Annotated in this window: 5 protein-coding genes; all 5 read right to left on the bottom strand. The window is 67.4% G+C overall.

All coding sequences use genetic code 11. The features are described from left to right. Window positions 1-72 precede the first annotated feature (72 nt). Window positions 73-9150 carry a Tc toxin subunit A-related protein gene (locus tag ABIB49_RS16155; RefSeq protein ID WP_354157357.1) on the bottom strand — a complete coding sequence of 3026 codons (9078 nt, stop codon included), beginning with the start codon at window positions 9148-9150 and terminating at the stop codon, window positions 73-75. A 25-nt stretch (window positions 9151-9175) separates the two neighbouring features. Continuing rightward, complete coding sequence (locus ABIB49_RS16150; RefSeq protein WP_354157356.1) at window positions 9176-17323, bottom strand: SpvB/TcaC N-terminal domain-containing protein; 8148 nt, start codon at window positions 17321-17323, stop codon at window positions 9176-9178. Between the two features lie 356 nt (window positions 17324-17679). Further along, window positions 17680-18432, bottom strand: a complete 753-nt coding sequence (locus ABIB49_RS16145; RefSeq protein ID WP_226776257.1) for a MerR family transcriptional regulator — start codon at window positions 18430-18432, stop codon at window positions 17680-17682. Between the two features lie 376 nt (window positions 18433-18808). Beyond that, window positions 18809-19630, bottom strand: a complete 822-nt coding sequence (locus ABIB49_RS16140) for an MBL fold metallo-hydrolase (RefSeq protein WP_354157355.1) — start codon at window positions 19628-19630, stop codon at window positions 18809-18811. 82 nt (window positions 19631-19712) lie between these two features. Then, window positions 19713-20009, bottom strand: a 297-nt coding sequence (locus ABIB49_RS16135; RefSeq protein ID WP_354157354.1) for an integrase core domain-containing protein, incomplete at its 5' end; no start/stop codon positions are given.

The following is a 20009-nucleotide window of genomic DNA, read 5'->3' as shown; positions in this document are numbered from 1 at the left end:
AGATCCACGTCGGCACTGACGTATGCGGCCTCTTCGACGAAGGCTGCAATCGCCCGGCCCGGACCACAGCCATTAGGCGACCGCCAGTTCCAGCACGAACATCACATCCAACAGCTCGGTCCCATCCAGTGCCGATTGATCACCGGCCACCGGGGCAGCAGGCGCCAGCCCGCCAGCAGCAACAACCCGAACGACGTGTGCGTCCGCGAAACCGTTGGCGAAGGTTCCGGTGACGTCCACGGACGGCAACCCGCCCAGCGTCGGATCCGCGGCAAACGCACCGGTGGGTGTCCCGTCCACCGAGAACTTCAGACCCGCCAACGCTGGCCCGCCCGGCTTGGTCCGCAGCGCCAGCTTCGCCGAGCTCACCGTGACGCCTCGGCCGTTGAGGAAGTACGGCAGGTGTGTGCTCATCAGCGTGAATCCGGCATCGGTAGCGGCAGGGGAGTGCAGCAACGCGTTGAACGTGTTGGAGAACTGGTTCCGCAGCGACACCACGTGCTGCAGCGGATTGTTAGCCAGAACGTTCAGGATGGTGCCCTCGGTGGCGGCCTGCAGCGCCTCGGTCTTGTCCCGCAGCACACCGTCGTACTTCGAGGTGTACGCCAGCCGGAGCACAACATCGTTGATGGTGCCGTAGTCGAACTGCCGGAAGCTCTTCGGTAACGTCAACTGCCAGCTGCTGATGGCGCCCGCCCCCTCGAACGGCATGTACCGCTCGTCCCGGAAGTTCAGTTCGAACACCCCCGGGTCGCTTTGCGCGGTACTGGTGGCGATCAGGGCGGCCCGCGCGTCGGGCATTTGCGTCACATTCGCGGCCCCCAACTTGGCCTCCTTCCGGATCCAGCTCTCATTCAGTTGCAACGTGGCGCTGACGTTCGCGAACGGTCCCGTGACACAGGGAATGGTGATCCGGGCGGACTTGATCCGGCGGAAGTAGTGCCCGGGGTAGACCACATCGAAGAGCACCTCGGGAATGTCGAAGGCACACTCGCCGGTGGTTTTGAGCTGCACCAATGCGGTGGGATCCAGTTGGCTCAGCGAGAATGATTGATCGATCTCAAGATCCCGGATATTGGTCTCCACGTAGCGCCGCTCCAGCTGCTGCAGGTCCACCACCAGCTGTGCCCCGGCAGACAGGCCCAAATACTCGCTATCCCAATACGAGCCGCCCAGCCGATAGGAATCCTCGCCCCGCTCAAACCGGAACGCCTGCTCCGCCATCCGCGCCATGGAGAGCGCCGTATTAAACGCCTCGCGGTGGAGCCGCTGCAAGGTGGTGGCCAGGAAGGCATAGAGTCCCACGCCGGTGAAGTGATTTTCGTACAGGTCCAGGACCTCTTCAGCCTGCTCGGCGGCCCTGGTATGGATGGTGATGTTCCGCTCCGCAATGTCCCGGCGCAGCTTCATCCCCGTCAGCTGCAGATCGATCTCGGCCAAGTCATCCGCTGCCGCATCCACCTGTTGCTTCCAGCCCTGCTCCCGCCGGTCGAAGCCGGCCTCGACGGCGGCGCTCGTGGCCAGCGCATCGGCGAAGTCGCCCGTGGCCCGGGTTCCGACCGCGAAGTTGTGGGCGCTCCAGCCGGCCTCCACGCCGCCGTACTTCATGGCGAACGGGGAGCCCAGTTGGGGGATCAGGTGCAGCGCGCCGGAGAGGAAGCCCAGCGTGGCTTCGGTCATCCGTGCGCCACTGGCAATGTGCTTGCTGATCCGCTCCGTCCGCTCGGACGCCGTGAGGCTGCCGTCCACCAGCCCATCGAAATAGGCCTTCCGGTTGGCCACAGTGGTTCGGTGCCGCTCCAGGCTGGCCACCGCGTTTGCCGCCGCGTCCCGTTCCTGTTCGCGCGTGCGGGTGGTGAGGTCCAGGATCTGCTGCTGATGCTGGGCCCGCAGCAGGTTCAGCTGTTCGCCGTCGCGCCTTTCCACCGCCGCCTGCAGTGCGTTGCCGAAACCCTGCACCGCGGTGGCTTGGCTCTTGGCCTTCTCCAACAGGAACGAGAACCGATACTGCGGCACGTCACCATTGAGGCTGGTCAGCGCGTCCTGCAAGGACATGCCCTCCGCCCGTGCCCGGACCAATGCCATCGGATCGATCTCCGCGGCGAACAGCGAGAGCTTGCGAACCGCGCCGCTGATGTCGCGGCAGTTGCGCAGCTTCCACAGCCTGTCCTCGAGCCGGTCCCAGTAGGCCAGCAGGTCCTTGTTCGGCGGGATGCAAAACACCGGGTTGACCTGGCGAATGAACGCCACCCCAAACCTTCCCGGCCGCCGCTTGTCCGGCCGCACCCGGGTGGGCCGGTCCTTCCCGTCCGGCCGCAGCCGGTTTTTGCCCTCGTAGGCGCCCAGCCGCTTCCAATCCGGCCCGGCGCTGACGGCGGCTGTGTCCGGTTCGAATTCCCGCAGCCCCTTCCGAGGCGGCACGGCAAGTACCCGGGTCCCGGCATCGACCGATCCCACGGACTTCACAAACACCTTGTCGATGTCCGCCCGCTCGGTCTCGCGCTCCTTGATCGCCTCGGGGTACAGATCGTCCGTCCCGGTGCGGCCCAGCCCGGCCAGACCCGCGGGCGAGTCAATGTCGGCGGTCTCGAATCGTGGAATTCGGTTGGCCATCAGCCTGGCCCGGATCGCCAGCCCGGCCACCGGCAGTTCCGCGCGCCGTTCGAACAGCCGCCGCGGGTCCGCCGGCTGCCGGCCCGGCGGCGCCGGGGCGGGAGCGGCGACGGCGGCAGCGTCCTCCACCAGCATGGCCGCGGCATTGCTGGCGGCGAAGACAGCCTTGGTTGAGTCGGGTGCCACCCGGCCCGCGTCCTCGATACTGAACACACCAGCAGCCTTCAGCCGCTCCGACGAGAGCGCCCGCTTGGTGATCCGCTCAAAGGACACTGAATCCAGCACATACTTGTGCCGGCTGCCCATCTCCTTGGTGCGCTTTCCCTGGATCACCAGGTGCTCGGCCTCGACCAGGAACTCCGAGCCCTTACTGATCAGCGGCTGGATCTTCTCGTAGGTGCGGGGGTCCACCGCGTCTGGGCCGCACGAGCCCAACTGCGCCGGCCGGTCGCCCAGGATGTCCGCAACGGTGGCGTAGTGGATGAGCGCCTCGTTGACCGTCTCCATCTGGAACTGCTCGAACAGGGAATCGGCGAGGTCCAGCTTGTTGTCGATGTACCGCATCACGATCGACTTTTGGTAAGCGCTCAGCCGCAGCCGGGCAATGGCATGCGGGTTGAACGGATCCTTGTGGTAGGCCGCGATCGCCGAGGAATCCGTGAGGATGGCGCGCATGGTTGGCAACGTCAGGCCGCGGAATTCCAGGTAGCGCCAGTTCCGGTCCCGGCGCCGGGCTTCATTGGCCGATGCGGAGAGCACCGGGTCAGGCGTGACCACCTCAGAGGTGGTGGGGTCGAAGATGTGCTGGTACCAGCGCTCGGCCTGCGCGTACTTGCCCTGGCTGTTGCAGTGGTTGCCGATCAGCGACGGGATGTGATGGAAAATCTCCCGGTAGTACGTGCCAAACGGCCCGGTGAAGTCCAGCCTCCCGGACACCACCCGGTTGACGATCCGGTTCCCGGACAAACCAAATGCCAGCGGCGCCTCGGCAAGCGCTCGCTGGGTGTCCAGGTCCAGCAGGTGTTCCACGCCGCCGGTGAACAGTTCGCGGGCCACCCGCCGCGCCAGCGTGGTGCCCAACCTGCGCAGCGCCCAGCTGGCCGCGTTCGAGGCGGTGGCCTGCAGCAGGTACAGGTCCCCGCCGGCGTCGATGATCCCGTCCGACAGCGAACCGTTGATGGGCATCAGCCGGCCCGCGCCGATATTCGCCAGCGCACCGACGTACAGGTTCTTGGTGATGATGTTCTTCACCGGCGTGGACCAGTCCACCAACACGCGGTCCAGCCGGATCTTGTCGGCGGCAAGCCCGGCGAGGGCGTAGTTATCGAACAAGGAGGCCGACGGCGTCCCGTAGTACAGCGTCCCGTTCTTCTTGGTGAGAATGGGCGAGTGCGGGGTCAGGTTCCACGTCACTGCCTGCCGGCTCAGGTGCAGGCTGGCGGCCGTGGACGTGGACTTGTCGAACGTGTCGATGTAGGCGCGCATCTGGTAACCGGCACCGGCCACAAACAGCGAGTTGCCCTGCACCTCCGGGTACAGCTGGGTCCACTCCAGACCGCGCAGGGTGTACCCGTCGCGGGCCTTGACGTGGACGTCGTCGTCATATCTGGGCGTGATCAGGCGTTTTTGGGCGGCCGTCAAACTGGCCACCGACGAGGAACCACCGAACAGACCCCAGCCCAACAGCCCGCCAATGGCGCTCAGGAAGTCCTGCCACTCCTCGGGCTCGGCCAGCGGATCCTCGATGACGCCGTCGCTCTCGCCAAATGGATCGGTGCCGTACAGACGCACCCGCTGTGGCGCGGTCCACCTGCCATCCAGGCGGAGGGTGGTGAACTTGATGATCAGCTTGTGGTTGTACCCGGCGAAGCGGGATCCGGCGTCGGCCACTTCATTGACCGGTGAAGTTGTGATCTCCGCCCACAGCAAGTGCAGCCGGCCGTTGTGAACCACCGGGGATACTTCCCGGACCGGGATGGCAACGTCCACCTTTTGCCACGGACCCCAGACGGTGCCACCGGACTTCCGGCCCTGCGGCGCAGCATTTTCGACGCGCCGGTAGTAGAAGGTAGCCGGGTCGCCGGGGGTGACCCCGAAGAGGTGCAATACATCGGAATCGGCGCGGGGATCCACCTCTTGGTAGGACCCGGCGATGGTCAAGCTGGCCAGTTCCTGAAAACCGTCCAGGTACGTGCCGTAGGCATCCAGTACCGCCTGCTCGTCGATGTCGGTTTGCAGCAGTTCCTTCTCGAGGTCCTCGAACAAGGGGGTCTTGTCATCCCGCAGGTCCGGGAAGAGGTAGTTTTCCGGCCACAGGAACACCTTGCGATTGGCTTCCCAGACCCGGTAATGCATCCGCCATTCCCACTCGTCGCGCGGCACCTGGGTGGGCTGGACGTGCACGTTTCCGGCCCGGTCCTGCTCGAGGTTCATCAGCACCCGGTGGACGTACATCTGCGCGCTTGAAATGGCGGACACCACGCGCGAGGTGAGGAAGCAGCCCTCCACCTCGGGATCGATCAGGAAGTACCGGAACAGGTCTTCCAGCCGTTCAAATTCGGGGTGCAGCGCGTGCACCAGGTAGTTCGCCAGCGCGTCCCGGCAGCGCTCCAGGAGCCGGGCCCGGAACGGTCCGTACGCCTTCTGCCACGCGGTTTCGTCCGCATACTTGGCGCGGAAAACGGCGAAGAGGGCATCGGCGCCTTGGCTGAGGAGGTCGTAGTCGTCCTCGGCTACCAGGGCGAACGCTTCGCCGCCGATGCCTACCGCGGTGGCCACAGCGGCGGCCTCGGCGAGTAGGTCCAGCGCGTCCAGCGCGTCGGCGGGCAACGCCAGGTTGGCTTGCAGGGAGACGGAAACAGCACGTTCGGCGGCGAGGAGTGCCGCGAGGGTGTCCTGATCGGCAGCGCCGAAGTGGGCGGCATTGGTGAACGCGCCGGCCACTGCCGTCAGTGCCGCGGTGCCCGCGGGATCCGTGCCAAGATGCCGCCGGAACTGGTCCACCTTGCGGGCCGCCTCGATGGTCAGCGCGTTGGGTGCCTGCAGCGCAAACATGGATGCATGGGCAGCAGCAAACTCCACCGCCTCCGCACCGAGGGCTTTGGCGTTGAACAGCGTCACCAGCGGCAGGATGGGCCCGACGGCGGCACTCAGGGCGGCGATGGAGCCGTTGCCCAGCGCTTCGGGAACGATCGCCGCTGCGTCCAGGTCGGCACCGGCAAGGGCGGCGATAGCGGCCAGCTTGGCCACCGGCACCTTGAGCAGGGCAGCCAAGGCCGGCTTCAGCAGCGTGCCCGCGTGGTGGGTGAGGAGGACCGCTCGAAGCTCCGGCTCCGCAACGGTGACGGCGGCTGGCACCGTGAGGACAGTGGTCGGGGTGAACGCGGCGCTCAACGCCAGCTGGCCAGCCGAGGCATCGAAGGCGGCGGGGTTGGCCGCCACCAGTGCGCGCGAGCCGGCCTCGGATACGCCGGCCAGCGTAAACACTGTGTCGGTGAAGGTCAGGCTGCGGTCGGCGGCGAGCCGGTCCAGGGCACCCTTGGCCAGCGCGTCGGCGGCGGGATAGGCTGCGGCGTTGGTTACCGCCGCGCCGGTGATGCTGGCAAGATCGTCAACTGAGCGCTTGGCGCCCCTGGCCCAGGCGGCAGTTGCCAGCAGCACACGAAGGTCGTTGAGGCCGCCCACGTGGGTCAGCGGTCCGCTGGGCAGCAGGGCCAAGAGCCGGAACAGGTCCGGCAGCCTCATCTTGAGGAGCTTTGCGAGCCGGGCGTGCCGGACCAAGAGCGCCAAGTTGCTGGCGGTCAGGGCAAAGCCACGGGCCGCCTCTGCTGCGGCGGCGGGGTTTGCGCCCAATGGAACGGCTAGGCCCGCGATGAGCTCGAACAGTCCGCTGGCATCGGTGCGGGTGGCGGCGAGCAGCCGGTGCAGCATGTGATCCGAGGCGGCCACTGTGGGATCATCCCGCAGTGCAGGATGGACAAACCGGGTGCCCGGCAACGGCAGCGGGCCGTCCATGGCCACCAGGTCGGGAAGGTTGAACAGCCGGTCAAAGAGGCCAGGTGCCGAGCTGCTGACGGGGCTGGTGGGTACCTCGGTGAACAGCGGGAGCAGGTCCTCCACCGACCCGCCGAGGCTCTGTTGCAGGGCTTGGAGTTCGGCAATCACGCGCACGGCCGCGGCGTCGATCCCGGCAGCCAAGCCGGCATCCGTGAGCGCTCCCACCACGAGGTCGAGCTCGCGAATGGACCAGCCCGGGCAGGCCCGCCACAGCCGGGTGAACCGGTGCATCCTGTCCAGCGATTCAGGCTTCAGCCCGGTGACCCGTTCAATATCGTTCTGCACGCTGGCAGCGCTGAGCTTGCCGCCCACGATCGTGACCGGCTCGGCGCCGCTAGCCGAGACGAACCGGGTGGACACAAGTTGGGCCAGATCGGTCTGCGCGATGGACATTGGCCGGAGCAGGGTCTGTGCATCGAACGGTGTGACTCCTGCCGGTTTGTAGTCGAAACCCTGCCCGTACATGGTGTCCAGGAAGGCGTGGGCAGTGTTGGCCGTGGTGATCAGGGTGGCCTCTTCTAAGCTGAGCCCCAACCCGGCTATGGCCACTTGGTCGGGGGTGCCACCGCTGAGCCGGACAAACGTGGAGCGTGGCACGCCGAAGTGTTCCAGATACGTCTGCGTGCGGTAGAGCGGCCGAGAGAAGGGGAGCCCAAAGCAGACCTTGGCGGACGCCAGTTTGTCCCGGTATACGGCGCGCTCCACCGCGATCCGGTCCGCGGTGTCCCCGGCGAAGCCCGTCCGCTTGGCCAGGTACGTCTCCAGGATCTCGTTGACGATCACCAGCTGCGGTATCTCATTAGTGGTGTTATCGCAGGTCAGCGGCAGGGTCCACAGCTCTGGCCGGCGGGTCTTCAGGTTCAGGACATGATCCGCCAAGGCTCCGGTGAAGACGCGGCTGAGCAGGTGTTCCTCGATGAAGTGCATTAGGTCCACAAAGTAGGCAGCGGGTCCGGTGATGGACTTGCAGTTTTGGCAGGCGCAAAAGGCTTGGCTGCCAAACAGGTCCTCATAGCCATCGATCTGTTTGAAGTAGTCCTCGATGCTGGGATCGGCGTTGGCCACAGTCAAGAGCCCGAAGCCGCCGTGCTTCATATCGATGATCGAGCCCACCAAAGCCGAGGCCGTACCCACTGTCATGGTCACGGTGTCGTAGTAGCGGGAGGCTACGGCCTCGCTCAGCCCGGTCCGGGTGATCACATCGGCGAGCTGCGCCGACGCCAACGCGGTGGCCGAATCGAAGCCTGCGCTCATCAGTTTGGCCGCGTCAGTAGCGTCTCCGGTGATGGCGAAGACGCGCTGCATCACCTTGGCGTGCCGCAGCATCAACGGCCGCTCCGCTTGCGCAACCCCGCCAAAGTCCAACGCGGCGACGTCGGCGCTCTCGGGGGTGAGGTCGAGGTCGACAAGTTCCACGTCGGCGTTCTTCGCCAAGAAGCTGTCGAACTGTGAGACCCGCTGGCCCACCTTCTTGGCACGCTCGCCGGCGGAGAGGGTCGCGTCAGCCATGATGGCTTCGAGTCCCAGCCCGCGGTGCGCTCCCGCCAAGCCGGCCAGGCTGCCTAACGCCGCTTGGACGTTGGGCAGCGATTGGGCGGAGACCCCGGAAAGGTCAGGGGTACCCAAAACATCAGCGCCGACGTCGAGCACTGCTTTCGCCGTGGTGATCGCGGCGGAGACGTCGTTCGTTACCGGAGCCGCCAGCCGGGCCCGGACCGCGCCGGTGGGGTAGGTGGCCTCCACCCTTGCCGCGAGCAACAGCGCGTATTGATCTGCGTCCATGCCGCCCGGCGGGGTGATGCCCGCCGTCGCAATGGCCGCTTTCCAGCCCTCCGTGTTCAAATCGACGAGATCGCGCACTGCCGCCACGGCGCCGCCGGCCGCACCAGTCTTGAGGATGGTGCCGGCCAAGGCGGTGTCCTCGTCCACCAGCCGGTAAATGCTGGTGGCCAAACCAATTGACGTCGCCTCGGCAACGGTGAGCAGCCGGTGGCCCACCAGGTCATCGAGCTGGGTATCGTCGATGTTGCTCAGCCGCAGCCCGCCCTCCACCAGTTTGGTCGCACGGTCTGGGTCAAACACGGCGATCTCGGCCAGGCGATGCATGCGGGCAGCGGCCACATCGTCGCGGACCAGCGGCCCCGCACCCAACGGGAGGTTTGCCAGCGCCAAACCGGCGGACTCCACCGCGTCGATCTGCGCTTTGGCCTGGGCGATCAACTCAGGCGGGGCCTGCCGGGCCAGCAGTCCCTTCATTAACGCCGCACCCGGGCCTTCCGCGCCGGAAAGATCGATATCCTTGGCCGTTTCCCACAAGCGCGGCGGCCCGGAATTCTGCATCTGGTCCGCCAAGGCGGCACCGAGCGCCGCCCGCTGGGCGTCCTGGACCGCAGCCACCACCTCGAGGTCCTTGGCGTCCACCACCTCGCCCGGGGCGAGACCCGCAATCCGGTCAAGGCGCAGCAATTCGTCTCGGTTCATAGCTCCTCCTAAGGGTGGAAAATGCTCATGGCGCGGCTGCAGGGGCTGGGGCCGGTGCGGTTCCGGGTGGATCTCGTAGGGGTTCCAGGGCGTAGTCCCACAACTTGTAGAGGCCGTAGCCGCCACCGGCATAGGTCCCGTAGTTGAAGACCGCCGAGACGGCTTTGTTGTTGTAGAGCCACGTGTTGAACCAGCCTTTGATGGGCACCACGTTCCAGCCAGCGTCGCCGAGGCCTTGCATGATCCGGTTCATTCGTGTGCCGTAGCGGAAGAAGGGCGGTTTCTTCCCGACGGTGCGGTACCAGCGCTGTTTGATGATCATGTGCTCCATGGACCAGCCGGAGCCCTTCGCGATGCTCCAGCGCCTCCGGAAGTCCTTCCACATCCCGAAGCTGCGCCGGTCCTCCCAGAAGAACCGCCCCAGGCGGCGCAGCAGCGGGGTGCGTTGTCCCGGAGCCGCGCGCCGGAACAGTCCCAGCAGCGCCGTCCCCATACCGCGGAGCCCGCGGCTCACCACACCCTTTAGCGAGGTCATCCCCGCCTTGAGCGCATTCTTGAGGCCCACCATGGCGGCCTTGAACTCGCCAAGTGTCAAGACTGTAAGCACAATGTCGACCACAGTCAGGGCCAGGAAGGCTACCTGCGCGCCCCAGCCGGACAGGAACCCCATGCCGCCGGGAATGCCGCCGGAGACGCCATCGGCGCTGCCGCTGAACTCGAGATGCCAGTAACCGGCGATCTTGGTGATCTTGTCCAGCGTGGTGGGTTCTTGATTGCTGCCTGCAGGGCCGCTGCCCGAGGTTCCCGTCCCGGTGCCCGTATCCGCGGGCTCGCTGTCCCCGGTCTTGGTGCCCGTGCCCGTCCCGCCGCCCGGACCGGACTTTTCCGTGCCGTGCTTGGTGGGGTCCTTCGAGGGGCCGTCCCCCTGGCCGGTGGCACCGCCGTCGGCCGTTCCATCTGCCGACCCGGTGGGGCTGCCGCCTTCGGCCGGGGTGGTGCCATCGCCCGTGGTGTTGCCATCGAGTTTTCCGTCAACGCTGCCGGTGGGGCTGCCATTGACGTTTCCGCCCACCTGGCCGCCAGGAGCGCCGCCTTCGGTGCCGCCGTCCACGCCACCCTGCGCGCCGCCGGGGCTGGTGCCCTTGCCGCCCGTGCCCGATCCGCCTGCCTTGCCGCCGCCGGTGCCCGGCGTGGTGCCACCGCCGGTGCCGCCCGGCTCGGTGGGGGTCTTGCCGTTGCCCGGTCCGGTGTCCGTCCCCGGCCCGGTGCCTGGGCCGTTGCCATTGCCCGGACCCGCGCTGGGGCCGGTGGCCGCCTCGCCCATACCGCCGCCGCCGGGACCCGTGCCCTTGGTGCCGGAACCGCTGCCGGTGCTACCGGGCGCGCCGGGTTGGGTGGCCGTGCCCGAGCCGCCGTCCTTGCTGCTGTTCGAACCGTCGGCACTGTGCGCATTCCCGGTGGCCCGATCCCCGGTTGGCGCCGTCTGGGCACTCGTGGCGCCACCGCCGTTGCCGGCACCAGTGGCGGGCGGGGCCGGCGTCGTGGGCGGATCTCCCGCCGGCGCGTCAGAAGCTGGCGCGTCAGAAGCTGGCACGGCTGGTTCGTCCAGTTTGAGCTCGTCAAACATCTTTTCGATGTCGTAGAGGGCCCCGGCCTTTTCCACGTTGCCGCCGTTTTCGGCGATCATTTGCTGCAACCGCGGCGTGTAGTTCTCCTGCCGGACAATCATCCAGTTGTTGCCGCTGCGCTTGACTTCCAGGGCCCGGATGCCCAGCTCCCTGCCGCGGCCATTGTTGAAATGGCGCATGGCTTGGGCGCCGGTGTAATTGGCGGGCACGCTGTCCAGTCGGCTCATGGTGCCGGTGGCCTGCAAGCCGTTCGGATCCACCAGGTTCACCGGGTTGTTCTGGACGAACTCGTAGAGGTTCAAGGATGCGGCATTGCCCAGCGGGTCCGGGCTGAGCCAGCCGCCAATCCAGGACGCGTAGTACCGGTAGCCGAAGTAGTAGAGGCCGGTAGCGTCGTCGCGCTCCTTGCCCGTGTAGCGCCGGTCCCGCAGTTTAGTGCGGCGCAGCGCGGCCCCTGCGATGAAGCAGGAGCCGCCGTAGCTGAAGTGTTCCTCGTAGCTGAGGACCACGCCGTTGGAGTCCAGTTCCATGGCCGTGGAGCCCAGGTCATCGGGGATGAGGAAGCGGACTTCGGCGGTGCCCACGGTGTCCGTTTCGGCGGCGCTGGTATCGGCACTCCAACGGTAGACGGTGGCCAGGCAGCGATCGTCGTCCTCAATCAGCGCCACGGTGCGTTGGATTGCGGTGATGCCGGCGCGGGTATGGAGGAACAGTTCGCAGCCTTCGAGGTAGATTTTCTCGGTGCGTTCCAGCCCACCTGCCGTGAGCCGTTCGGTGACTTTCCGGACGCGGCGGCCGTCAGCGTCGTAGGCGTAATGTTCGACGTCGTTCGGTTGGCCTTGGGCGCTCCGGTCAATGATGGTGGCGGAGCGGAGGCGGTTGCGGTGGTCCCAGACGATCGCGGCCAGGTGCGGCAGCGAGTTCGTATTTCCGGCGGCGTCGAACCGCCCTTCCGGCGCGGCGATGGGAACGCCGTTCGTGTCCAGAGCCGGGAGACGCCGGTTGGAGGTGGCCGAAACCCAGATGTCCTGTGTCCACGACCGGGTGGTCCCGGTGTGCTTGATCTGGTCCAGGTTGCCGGCGACGTCGTAGTGGAAGCGCTGCGTGAAGCGCTCCACCGCGGCGCCGTTGGCCAGGCTGAGGTGCCGGGTGCCCTGTACCACTCCTGCCGCGCCGGACCAGGCATCGGTGGGCAGCAGCGCCTGGTGCACGCGGCCGGTGGCCTCCACCACCTGGTAGTAGGGGTCGTAGCGGTACTCTCGGGCCGGCGTCACCGTGAGCCCCTGCAGGACCGGGGTGGGGTGCGCCGGTTCCTGGGCGTGATCCAGCAGCCAGGTGATGTTGCCTGCCGGGTCCCGGACCACCTCCACGTCCCGCAGTGTCTGCGCGGCGGCGCCAGCGGAGGCAGTTGTGGAGCGGGTGAGCTGTCCGGTGGCGCGGTCGTAGCCGTTGATCGTGGTGACGCCGTTGCCCAGCTCGACGCGTTCCTGCTGGCCGCGGGCGTTGGCGCTGCTGCCCGCCAAAATGGACCGGTTGCTGAGCTGACCATCAGAAGTGGAGACGGTGATGGTGTCCATCCCGCCGGCGCGGCGGTACTTGAACATGCGGGTGGTGCCGTCCGGGGAGGTTCGCCGCAACGGCCTGCTGAAGGCGTCATAGGCGGAGACGGCGGTGTAGGTGGTGGCATCCAGGGGCTCGCCGCCGGGAGCGGCCCAGTCCGGTTCGCGGTCCACCACTGTTCGCAGCCGATGCGAAACCTCCAGCGGGTTGCCGTCCGGGGTGAAGCGCAGGGCCTCATGCCGCCCGGCCGAGTCCTCGTGGACCACCAACAGCCCGCGCGCGTTGCGGGCCACGGCCTGCGGCACCGCAGGATCCTCGCCGTAGGTGAGCCGTTCCACCATGTGGTTCAGGCCGTTGCCGGACACGCGGATTTCCGTGGGCCGGCCCGCGGCGTCGTAACTGGATTGGATCCGGTACGCCCGCGGATCCCAGCGCTGCACCTCCCGGTCCAGCGCGTCGAGGAAGAAAACCGTCTCGCCAGCGTCCACGCTGCGTTGGCGCAGCAGCCGGCCAGCCATGTCCAGGTCCACCTGGGTGATCATCACCCCGCGGGCATCCACGACGGCGGTGACGTTGCCGTCGTCGTCCAACGTCCGGCGGCAGCGGCGTTCCTCGGCCGCGGCACCGCGGCGCACCTCCAGGACGGTGCGGCCCATCGGGTCCACGTGCACGGTGGTGGGAGTGCCGGCGTGGGCTCTCGCGCGCTCGAGCGCGCGGCGTTCGGGATCGCCGGCGGGCAGGGCTTGGCGTTGCAGTTCATAGTCCGAGCCGGTCACGGTGTCATTGGGGTCCGCGGAGGTGGTGGACCAGGCGTCGGTGGTGACTTGCGTGCGGGTGCCGTTGGGCAGGCTGACTCCAATTTCCCGGCCCAGCGCATCGTAGCGGTGGCGCACGGCGGTTCCGAACGACTGCAATTCGGGGTCCGGCTCGTAGCGGGGCGTGGTGGTGTGGAAGGGCTCGAACTCGAGGACAGCCTGCTGCTTGGAATCGAACACCACGTGCCCGGATGCCCGCCAGCGTTGGGCGGCGGGGGCCTCCACCGGCACCCCCTGGGCATCCACGTCGATACTGCCGTCCGGGCGGCGGACCACCGCGGGGCCCGCGTCCACGCGCTGCTTACCTTGGATGGGCCGGCCGAACCCGTCGAAGTACTGCACGGCCACCTTCAACTCGCCGTTTTGGGCCGGGCCGCCCGCGCCGTCGTCCACCAGCGACTCGCGCGCCACGTCAACGCTGCAGATCGGCTCACCCCGGTCCCGGAAAGCGGCGAGGTCGCAGAAGGCAAAGGTGCTGGCCTGTACCACGGCGCCAGCCGGGTTGGCGAGGGCCGCCGTCACGGTGCCGGGGAGCCCGCCCGGGTGGGCACTCAACGGCCGGGCCCCGTGTGCCTGGGAGGTGCCGCCGTCGTCCAATGCCGTGCCGTGCCCGGACGTGAGAACGGTGAACCCGAAGGCGTCATAGCGCGCCTCGAAGGTGGCCTGGTTGGCGTCGGTGATCCGCCACGGGGCCATGACCTGGTAGTCGAGGTCCGCGGTGGTGGTGTTGCCCACCTCGTCCGTGAAGCTGAGCCTTGACAGCGCGGCAGGGTCCCACACCCACGCGGTTTGTGCGCCGTCGGCTTCCAGGGAGCCTTCCGGCAGGCTGAAACGGGCGGCGGGGAGCAGTGCGGCCACGGGTCCGCGGGCCCACCAGTAGCCATCCGCCGCTACATAGTGGGCGGCGGTGAGAGCCGCGGCGTTGACCCGGGCAGCATAGATGCGGGCCACCTCGGCGGCCGCGAAGCAGGCGTGCTCCTCGTGGTGGACCAAGCCCTCAGGCCCCGGATCGCCGAGTGGCCGGGTGCCGGTTCGGGCGGCGTCCCGGTACAGCGTGCGGTCCCAGGACACGCGGCGCAGCTCCATGCCGGCGGTGAAGGCCGCGCCGTTCTCAAGCGGGGCGGCCAGCGCGGCGGTGGCTGCGGCGCGCGCTGCGGTGAAGCTGAGCGGGCCGGCGTCGCCTAATCCTCTGCCCTCGAATGCTTCCTCCTCGACGGGGATCGCCAGCAGGTAGCTGTCCTCGGTGTCCACGTGCGTGACCCGGCGGCGGGTCACCTGGGAGATGGGCACACCCTGGCTGGGATCGGCCGCAGGCTGGCCGGGGCGGCGCGGGCAGCCCAGGTCCAAGGTGAGCAGTTCGCAGCCCACCTCGTCCCGGGCCAGGACCACGCGCTGCTCCACCCGGGGATCTGCGGGCTGCTCCTCGTAGCTGGCTTCGAGGGTCTCTCGTTCGCGCACGGTATAGGCGGCAGGGCGCCCGCCCAGCGCGGGCTGGAGTTGGTGCACGGCGTAGCCCGTGGTGGAGACACTGAGGGGCTGCGGGTTGCGTTGGCCGGTGCGGTTTACGGCGAACAGTTCGTCCCGCAGCGGCCAACCGGCCAGGGCGCGGTGGGCGTCGGGGTCTTCGGTGGGCGCGTCAGGGCCGCTGGGCGGGGTGGGCGCGTCCGGGTCTGCGGCCCAGCAGCGGGTGCGGAGCCGGGCGTCGACGTCGGGGTCCCCAGAGGCGTGCCAGAGCCGGTGGCAGGAGGCAGCGCCGAGGTCGTCAGGGGGCAGCTCATCGGGGCGGAGGGGCCGGATTTCGGCCACGCCGGGGGCGCCCCAGCCGGGCCGGTGGAAGGAGCCGGAATCATGGATGTCCACGTGCAGGAAGCCGCGGAAGACGCGCTCGACGGAGTCGAAGTAGCCGCAGTGGTATTCGTAGCGTGCCACGGAGCGGGTGTTGGCTATGTGGTCAATGAGGAAAACACGGTCCACCACGGTCACGTGCTGGGGGAGCCGGGTCAGCCAGGGTTCGTCCCCGGCTTCGTCGCGGCGGTAGTGCACGGCGGAGGAAGAATATTCGACGACGGTCTCCGCACCGGCGTCGCTGGCGACGGACACGAGGCGGCGGGGTGGGCCGTCCGCCATCAACCGGACGTAGCGCAGGGGAGCGGAGCTGTCTCCGGCGAGGACGGAGGACCAGACAATGCTGAGGGTGCCGTCGCCCAGGAGGTCCAGGACCTGGGCGCTGCAGAGGTCATCCGCAGCGGGCAGGCCGAGGACCTGGCCGCCGGAGACAAAGCCGTTGCCGGCGGCGTTCCGCCACCACAGCAGGTAGTCCGCGCCCACGTAGACCAGGTCCGCGGTGCCGGTGGAGTCCAGGTCCGCAAACCGGATCCGACGGATGTCCAGTGTGGTGCCGTCCGGGAGGCTGGGCGGGTTGAGCATACTGATGGGGTCGCCTAAATCGCCGCCGGGCAGTCCGGGCCAGTATTCGATCCGGCCTTCCTGGACCTGGACCAAGTCCAGGAGGCCGTCGCCGGTCATGTCCGCCATAAAAACGCCCACCTCCGGACGCTCGGCAAGGAGCGGGACGGAGGTCGCTGCGTGCTGGGGGAGATTGGTGGGGGCGCCGTAACCGATCTTGCCCAGGGCGGGAAAGCACAGGGAATTTTCGCCCAAGGCGAGGATCGTCTCCGGCAGCCCATCGCCGTCGACGTCGACCCAGTCCTGCCGGCCGGGCCCGGCGAAGACAGGGACCTGGCCAAAGGGCTGGAAGGCATGCCAGCTGCGTTCGTCCCTGTTGTATTCGCTGAAGCCGGCGTGGCGGCCGTCCAGGACGGCCACGTTGAAGTTGCCGTCGCGGTCGAAGTCCGCCAGCAACGACCCGGCGGTGCGGTCCGAGGGGGTTTCGGCGAGCCGTTCTTGCGGGCCGAAGATACCGCCGCCCAAGTTTGGTTTGTAGTACCAGGCGCCGTCCGCCACGGTGAGGACACCGGGCAGGCCCTCGCCGCGGACGTCCGCGAATCGGTAGTCGGAGCCGTGTAGGCCCTGGGGTAGGTTTTCGAGACTGGCGGAGTCCAGGGTGCGGAGCCGCTGTTCCACCACGCTGTCGCTATAGCGGAAGGTAACGCCGGGGAGGGATTGGACGGTGACGGTGGCATCATGCCGGAAGCCTTGGACTTCGATCCGGTGCAGGAATGTCCCGGTGGGTGCCTGGTCGTGGATGAGGTTGACGGCGCGGGTGAGGACGGGGGCGGGGCCCAATGCGGCGAAGCGGTGGAACACGAGGATGCGGCGGCACAGCCGGTAGGTGCGGACCTCGAAGCCGGGGCGGCGGCTGGAATAGGGATCCTGCCGGACCAGCCAGTCTTGGTCTGGTGCCGGAGTGGCAGCCTGGCCGGGGGCGTGGTCGCCGTAGTCGAGGACCACTTCCAGATGCCAGTTGGCGGCAGCACCGTCGTCGTTCGCGTCCAGCGGATCCTGGTTGAGGTACCGGACGCGCTTGAGGAGGCGTTGGGCGTGACCGGCGGGGTTGAGGCGCGGGAATTCGGCGGGGGAGCTCCAGTCCACGGCGGCGCCGTCCTCGGCCGCGTAGTCATAGCGGATGGCGTTGCCGAAGCGGTCGTACTGGGCCTCGAGTAGCCACTCGTAGATCCGGGACGGACGTTCGGGGTCCCGGATCCGGCCGGATCCATCACTGCGGCGGCCGAAAATGGCCACGCTGCCGTCTGGTCGTCGCACCCGCCAGTGCACGTCGCCATCCGCTGTCGCGGTCCATTGTTCCACCCGGGTGAAGGTGGACTCGTGCCGGCTCCGGAAGCGTCGGACGTGGTGGGCGGGGGCGTCCCATTCCAGGGCCGTCTGCCCGCCAGGACCTGATGTGAGGGCGGGCACCAGCTCGTCCCCGGCGAGGGAGTAGCGGTCCGTGGCGTCGTAGCGGGGCACATCACGGCGGTCAAAGACGCTCACCGAGGCCATCCCGCCGAGCGCCCAGCCGAACCCGAACGGCGAATTCCCCGCCGCGTCCTGGTAGTTGAATGCCAGCCCGGGGCCGAAGCCCAAGCGCCCGGACGGCAACGGCAGCGGGTAGGAGTACGACGCGGAGCCGGTGGACGCATCCACGGCCACATCGAAGGGCGGCAGCAGGTCCGCCACCTCAACCAGGGCCGGGGTAATGGGGCCGTTCACGGCCGGTGATTCACCCCGCCAAGACGGTGTAAAAGCATAACCCCATACAGCACGGGTGCCCCCAATTTCTCGAGGTGAGAGTACTATGCCCTTGGTCTAGCACTTGGAAGTGGTTTCGTCGAGGGGAAAATCTTAGCGACAGGTCAGGTGGGCCCTGAGGCGGCGGGTATCAGCCGGATGTCCCTAAAAATGGCCTGACTGTTCCGCAGGAAGATGAGCCTGGCCGCTATTCCCGGCGACGGAGACCCTCCCGGGAACCGGCATAAGGGCCGATGACGGCGCTGCCGCTGCGGCAGATCTCCGGGTACACGCCCTCGCCTTCGGCCGGACCGTCTTACGGATCTTCGCCCCAGGAACTAGCCGGCGTCCCGGACCCGCTGGAGGTACATAACTAGTTCCTGGAGCCGGTCCGCGGGCCACGGTAGCCGGGCGCTCAACTCCGGGCTGTTTTCCTGCCACATGCTCCGCGCCGCAGCCTTAGTCGCGTCATTGCTGTGGAACTGGGAACCGAGCCCGTCCCAACGCCTTGCAAAGTCGCGGACCGCGGGATCGTCCACAGGCGTGCGCGCTGACACGTGGCCCAGGCCCTCTTCGATAAGACTGGCAAGCGTGGTCCTGGCATCTTCGACGGCTGCCGGGCCGACCTCGGCCCTCCGTTGCGCCAGTTCGGTGCGCTGTTCTTCCGTGAAGTACTTCTCGTACATCGTCATCCCTTCCAAAATTGTTATGAAGTGGTCCACGCCCGGCATGGCGTCGCCCATGCTGTCGAGCAAGGCCTGGATCTGCCGCTGGAGGCGCAGCGCCTGCTCCGCTTGGTCATGCAGTGCCGACAACTGGCTGGTGAGCAGCCGCCGCACGGCGCCGACGTCGTCCGGCGACGCCGCCAAGACCTCGCGGACCTGCTCCAGAGACAGGCCCAGCGCCCGCAGAGCCCTGATCCGGTAGAGGCGGCGGACATCATCTTCCGAATATCGCCGGTGCCCGGAGCCCGTTCGCCCTGTTGGTGGAAACAGGGCGATCTGGTCGTAGTGGTGCAAGGTCCGCACAGTGACCCCGCACAATGTGGCAAGTTCGCCAATGCTCCACGACTGCCCACCGGTCTCCAACATGTTTCCCACCCTAGGACCTGACGCCACGTCAGGATCAAGCCCCGTGCGCGCGGGGTCCTGACCAAACCGCCAAATCCAATTTGACGGCTATTGGAGCATCGACGGCTTTCACGGCACGCCTCACGAGCCCGGCTGAGCCGGCCGAGTTGTCAGTTTTAGAAGTCGTCTGCCCCAGATTGCGCGGCCGGGCTGCCGGGATGAACAGGCCCGGCAGCTTCCGTGGCTGCATGACACAGGGCGCTTAGCAAAATTCTTGGGAGGTGTCGGCTTAGCGCAATTCCGTGAGTGGTCATGTGCACGAACGCCTCGATGGGGGCAAAGCTTGCGCGGGGTACACCGCTTTTTCGCCGGGAGGAACTGTGCCGCTGGGCGGCCGCTATTGTGGCGTCTCGTTCTTTGCCCTGTGGGCGAGCCGCCCTAGTTGCCATCGGTGCACGTCGGGCAGCCAATCCAACGGGGCCGACGGGCCGACCCGGGGATCCTCGGAAAACCCGCCGTCCCGCAGAGCCTCTACGTACACGCGATCCTCTTTTATTCGAGCTCGAAGCTGCTCAGCCCCGCAACCCGAGCCGTGACCGGGGATCACGGCAGCAACTTCGTCGGCAACACCCTCAAACAGCAGGAGCGCGGCGAGGTAGTCCTCGACCGGATTCACAGCCTCAAGATCGAGAAACGGCATCAGGATGTCGGAAAGCATGTCGCCGGCGTCGAGGACGCCGTGCTCCTCGATCAGCAGCGCCGCATGGCCTGGCGCATGGGCCTGGTGCTCGATGATCCGGACTTTCGGTCCATCCCAGGGAATCTGCGCTGCTCCGGCGGGCAGACCGGTCATAAGACCGAGCAGATCCATCGGGATCTCCCCGGCGAGCTCCGGCGGTAGCGCCCCGGCCACGCGGGCCTTCCAGTCCGAGTGCGACAGCAGGTCTTGGATGGACGCCGCGCAGCGGCCCGTACCGTAACGGGGCACGTCGCCGAACATCGCGTGCCAGAGCACGTGGTCCCAATGCGGATGCGTCGAGAACCCCGCCACGACTTGCTGGCCCAACCCTCGAAGGTCGTTTGCTAGGTCGGCCATTTCCTCGCTCGTGATACCGGGATCGATGAGCAACACACCTGTCAGGCCCTGCACCGCAACGGAGTTACTTTGGATGAACTTGCTCTTATGGACGTAAACGCCCTTAGCCACTTGCTTCAGCATCAAACGCCTTCCGCTTGTGGTTTGCGACCGCTTGCCGCGACGGTACTACCTGGCGGTAAGAGTTTTCAAGCACTAGTTGTACTCAGCCAGCAGGTTGGTTACATCTGCTGATGGGTGCTCGTCCTCCGAGGGCTGCGTGGTTTCGGCGGTGGTTGTAGAAGTCTAGCCAGCCGGTGAGGGCTTGTGCGCGGTGGTCACTGGAGTCGTAGGCGTTCTTGTAGGCCCAGCCTTCCTGCAGGGTCCAGTTGAACCGTTCGGCTTTGCCGTTCTGCCACGGGCTGCGGGGTTTTGTGCGCCGGTGCTTGGCGCCGAGGTCCTCCATGACTTTGGAGAAGGCCGCGGACCGGATGTAGGCCAGGGCGTTGTCCGTCATGACCTC

Source organism: Arthrobacter sp. UYCu512, assembly GCF_040547075.1.
Classification (GTDB): Bacteria; Actinomycetota; Actinomycetes; order Actinomycetales; family Micrococcaceae; genus Arthrobacter.
The sequence above is the reverse complement of the archived record's forward strand: the minus strand, read 5'-3'. Positions and strand labels throughout refer to the sequence as shown.

What these genes read in the sequence shown, in the direction of transcription:
- ABIB49_RS16155 (WP_354157357.1), bottom strand. Translation starts at nt 9,150, where the DNA reads ATGAACCGAGACGAATTGCTGCGCCTTGACCGGATTGCGGGTCTCGCC.
- ABIB49_RS16140 (WP_354157355.1), bottom strand. Translation starts at nt 19,630, where the DNA reads ATGCTGAAGCAAGTGGCTAAGGGCGTTTACGTCCATAAGAGCAAGTTC.
- ABIB49_RS16145 (WP_226776257.1), bottom strand. Translation starts at nt 18,432, where the DNA reads ATGTTGGAGACCGGTGGGCAGTCGTGGAGCATTGGCGAACTTGCCACA.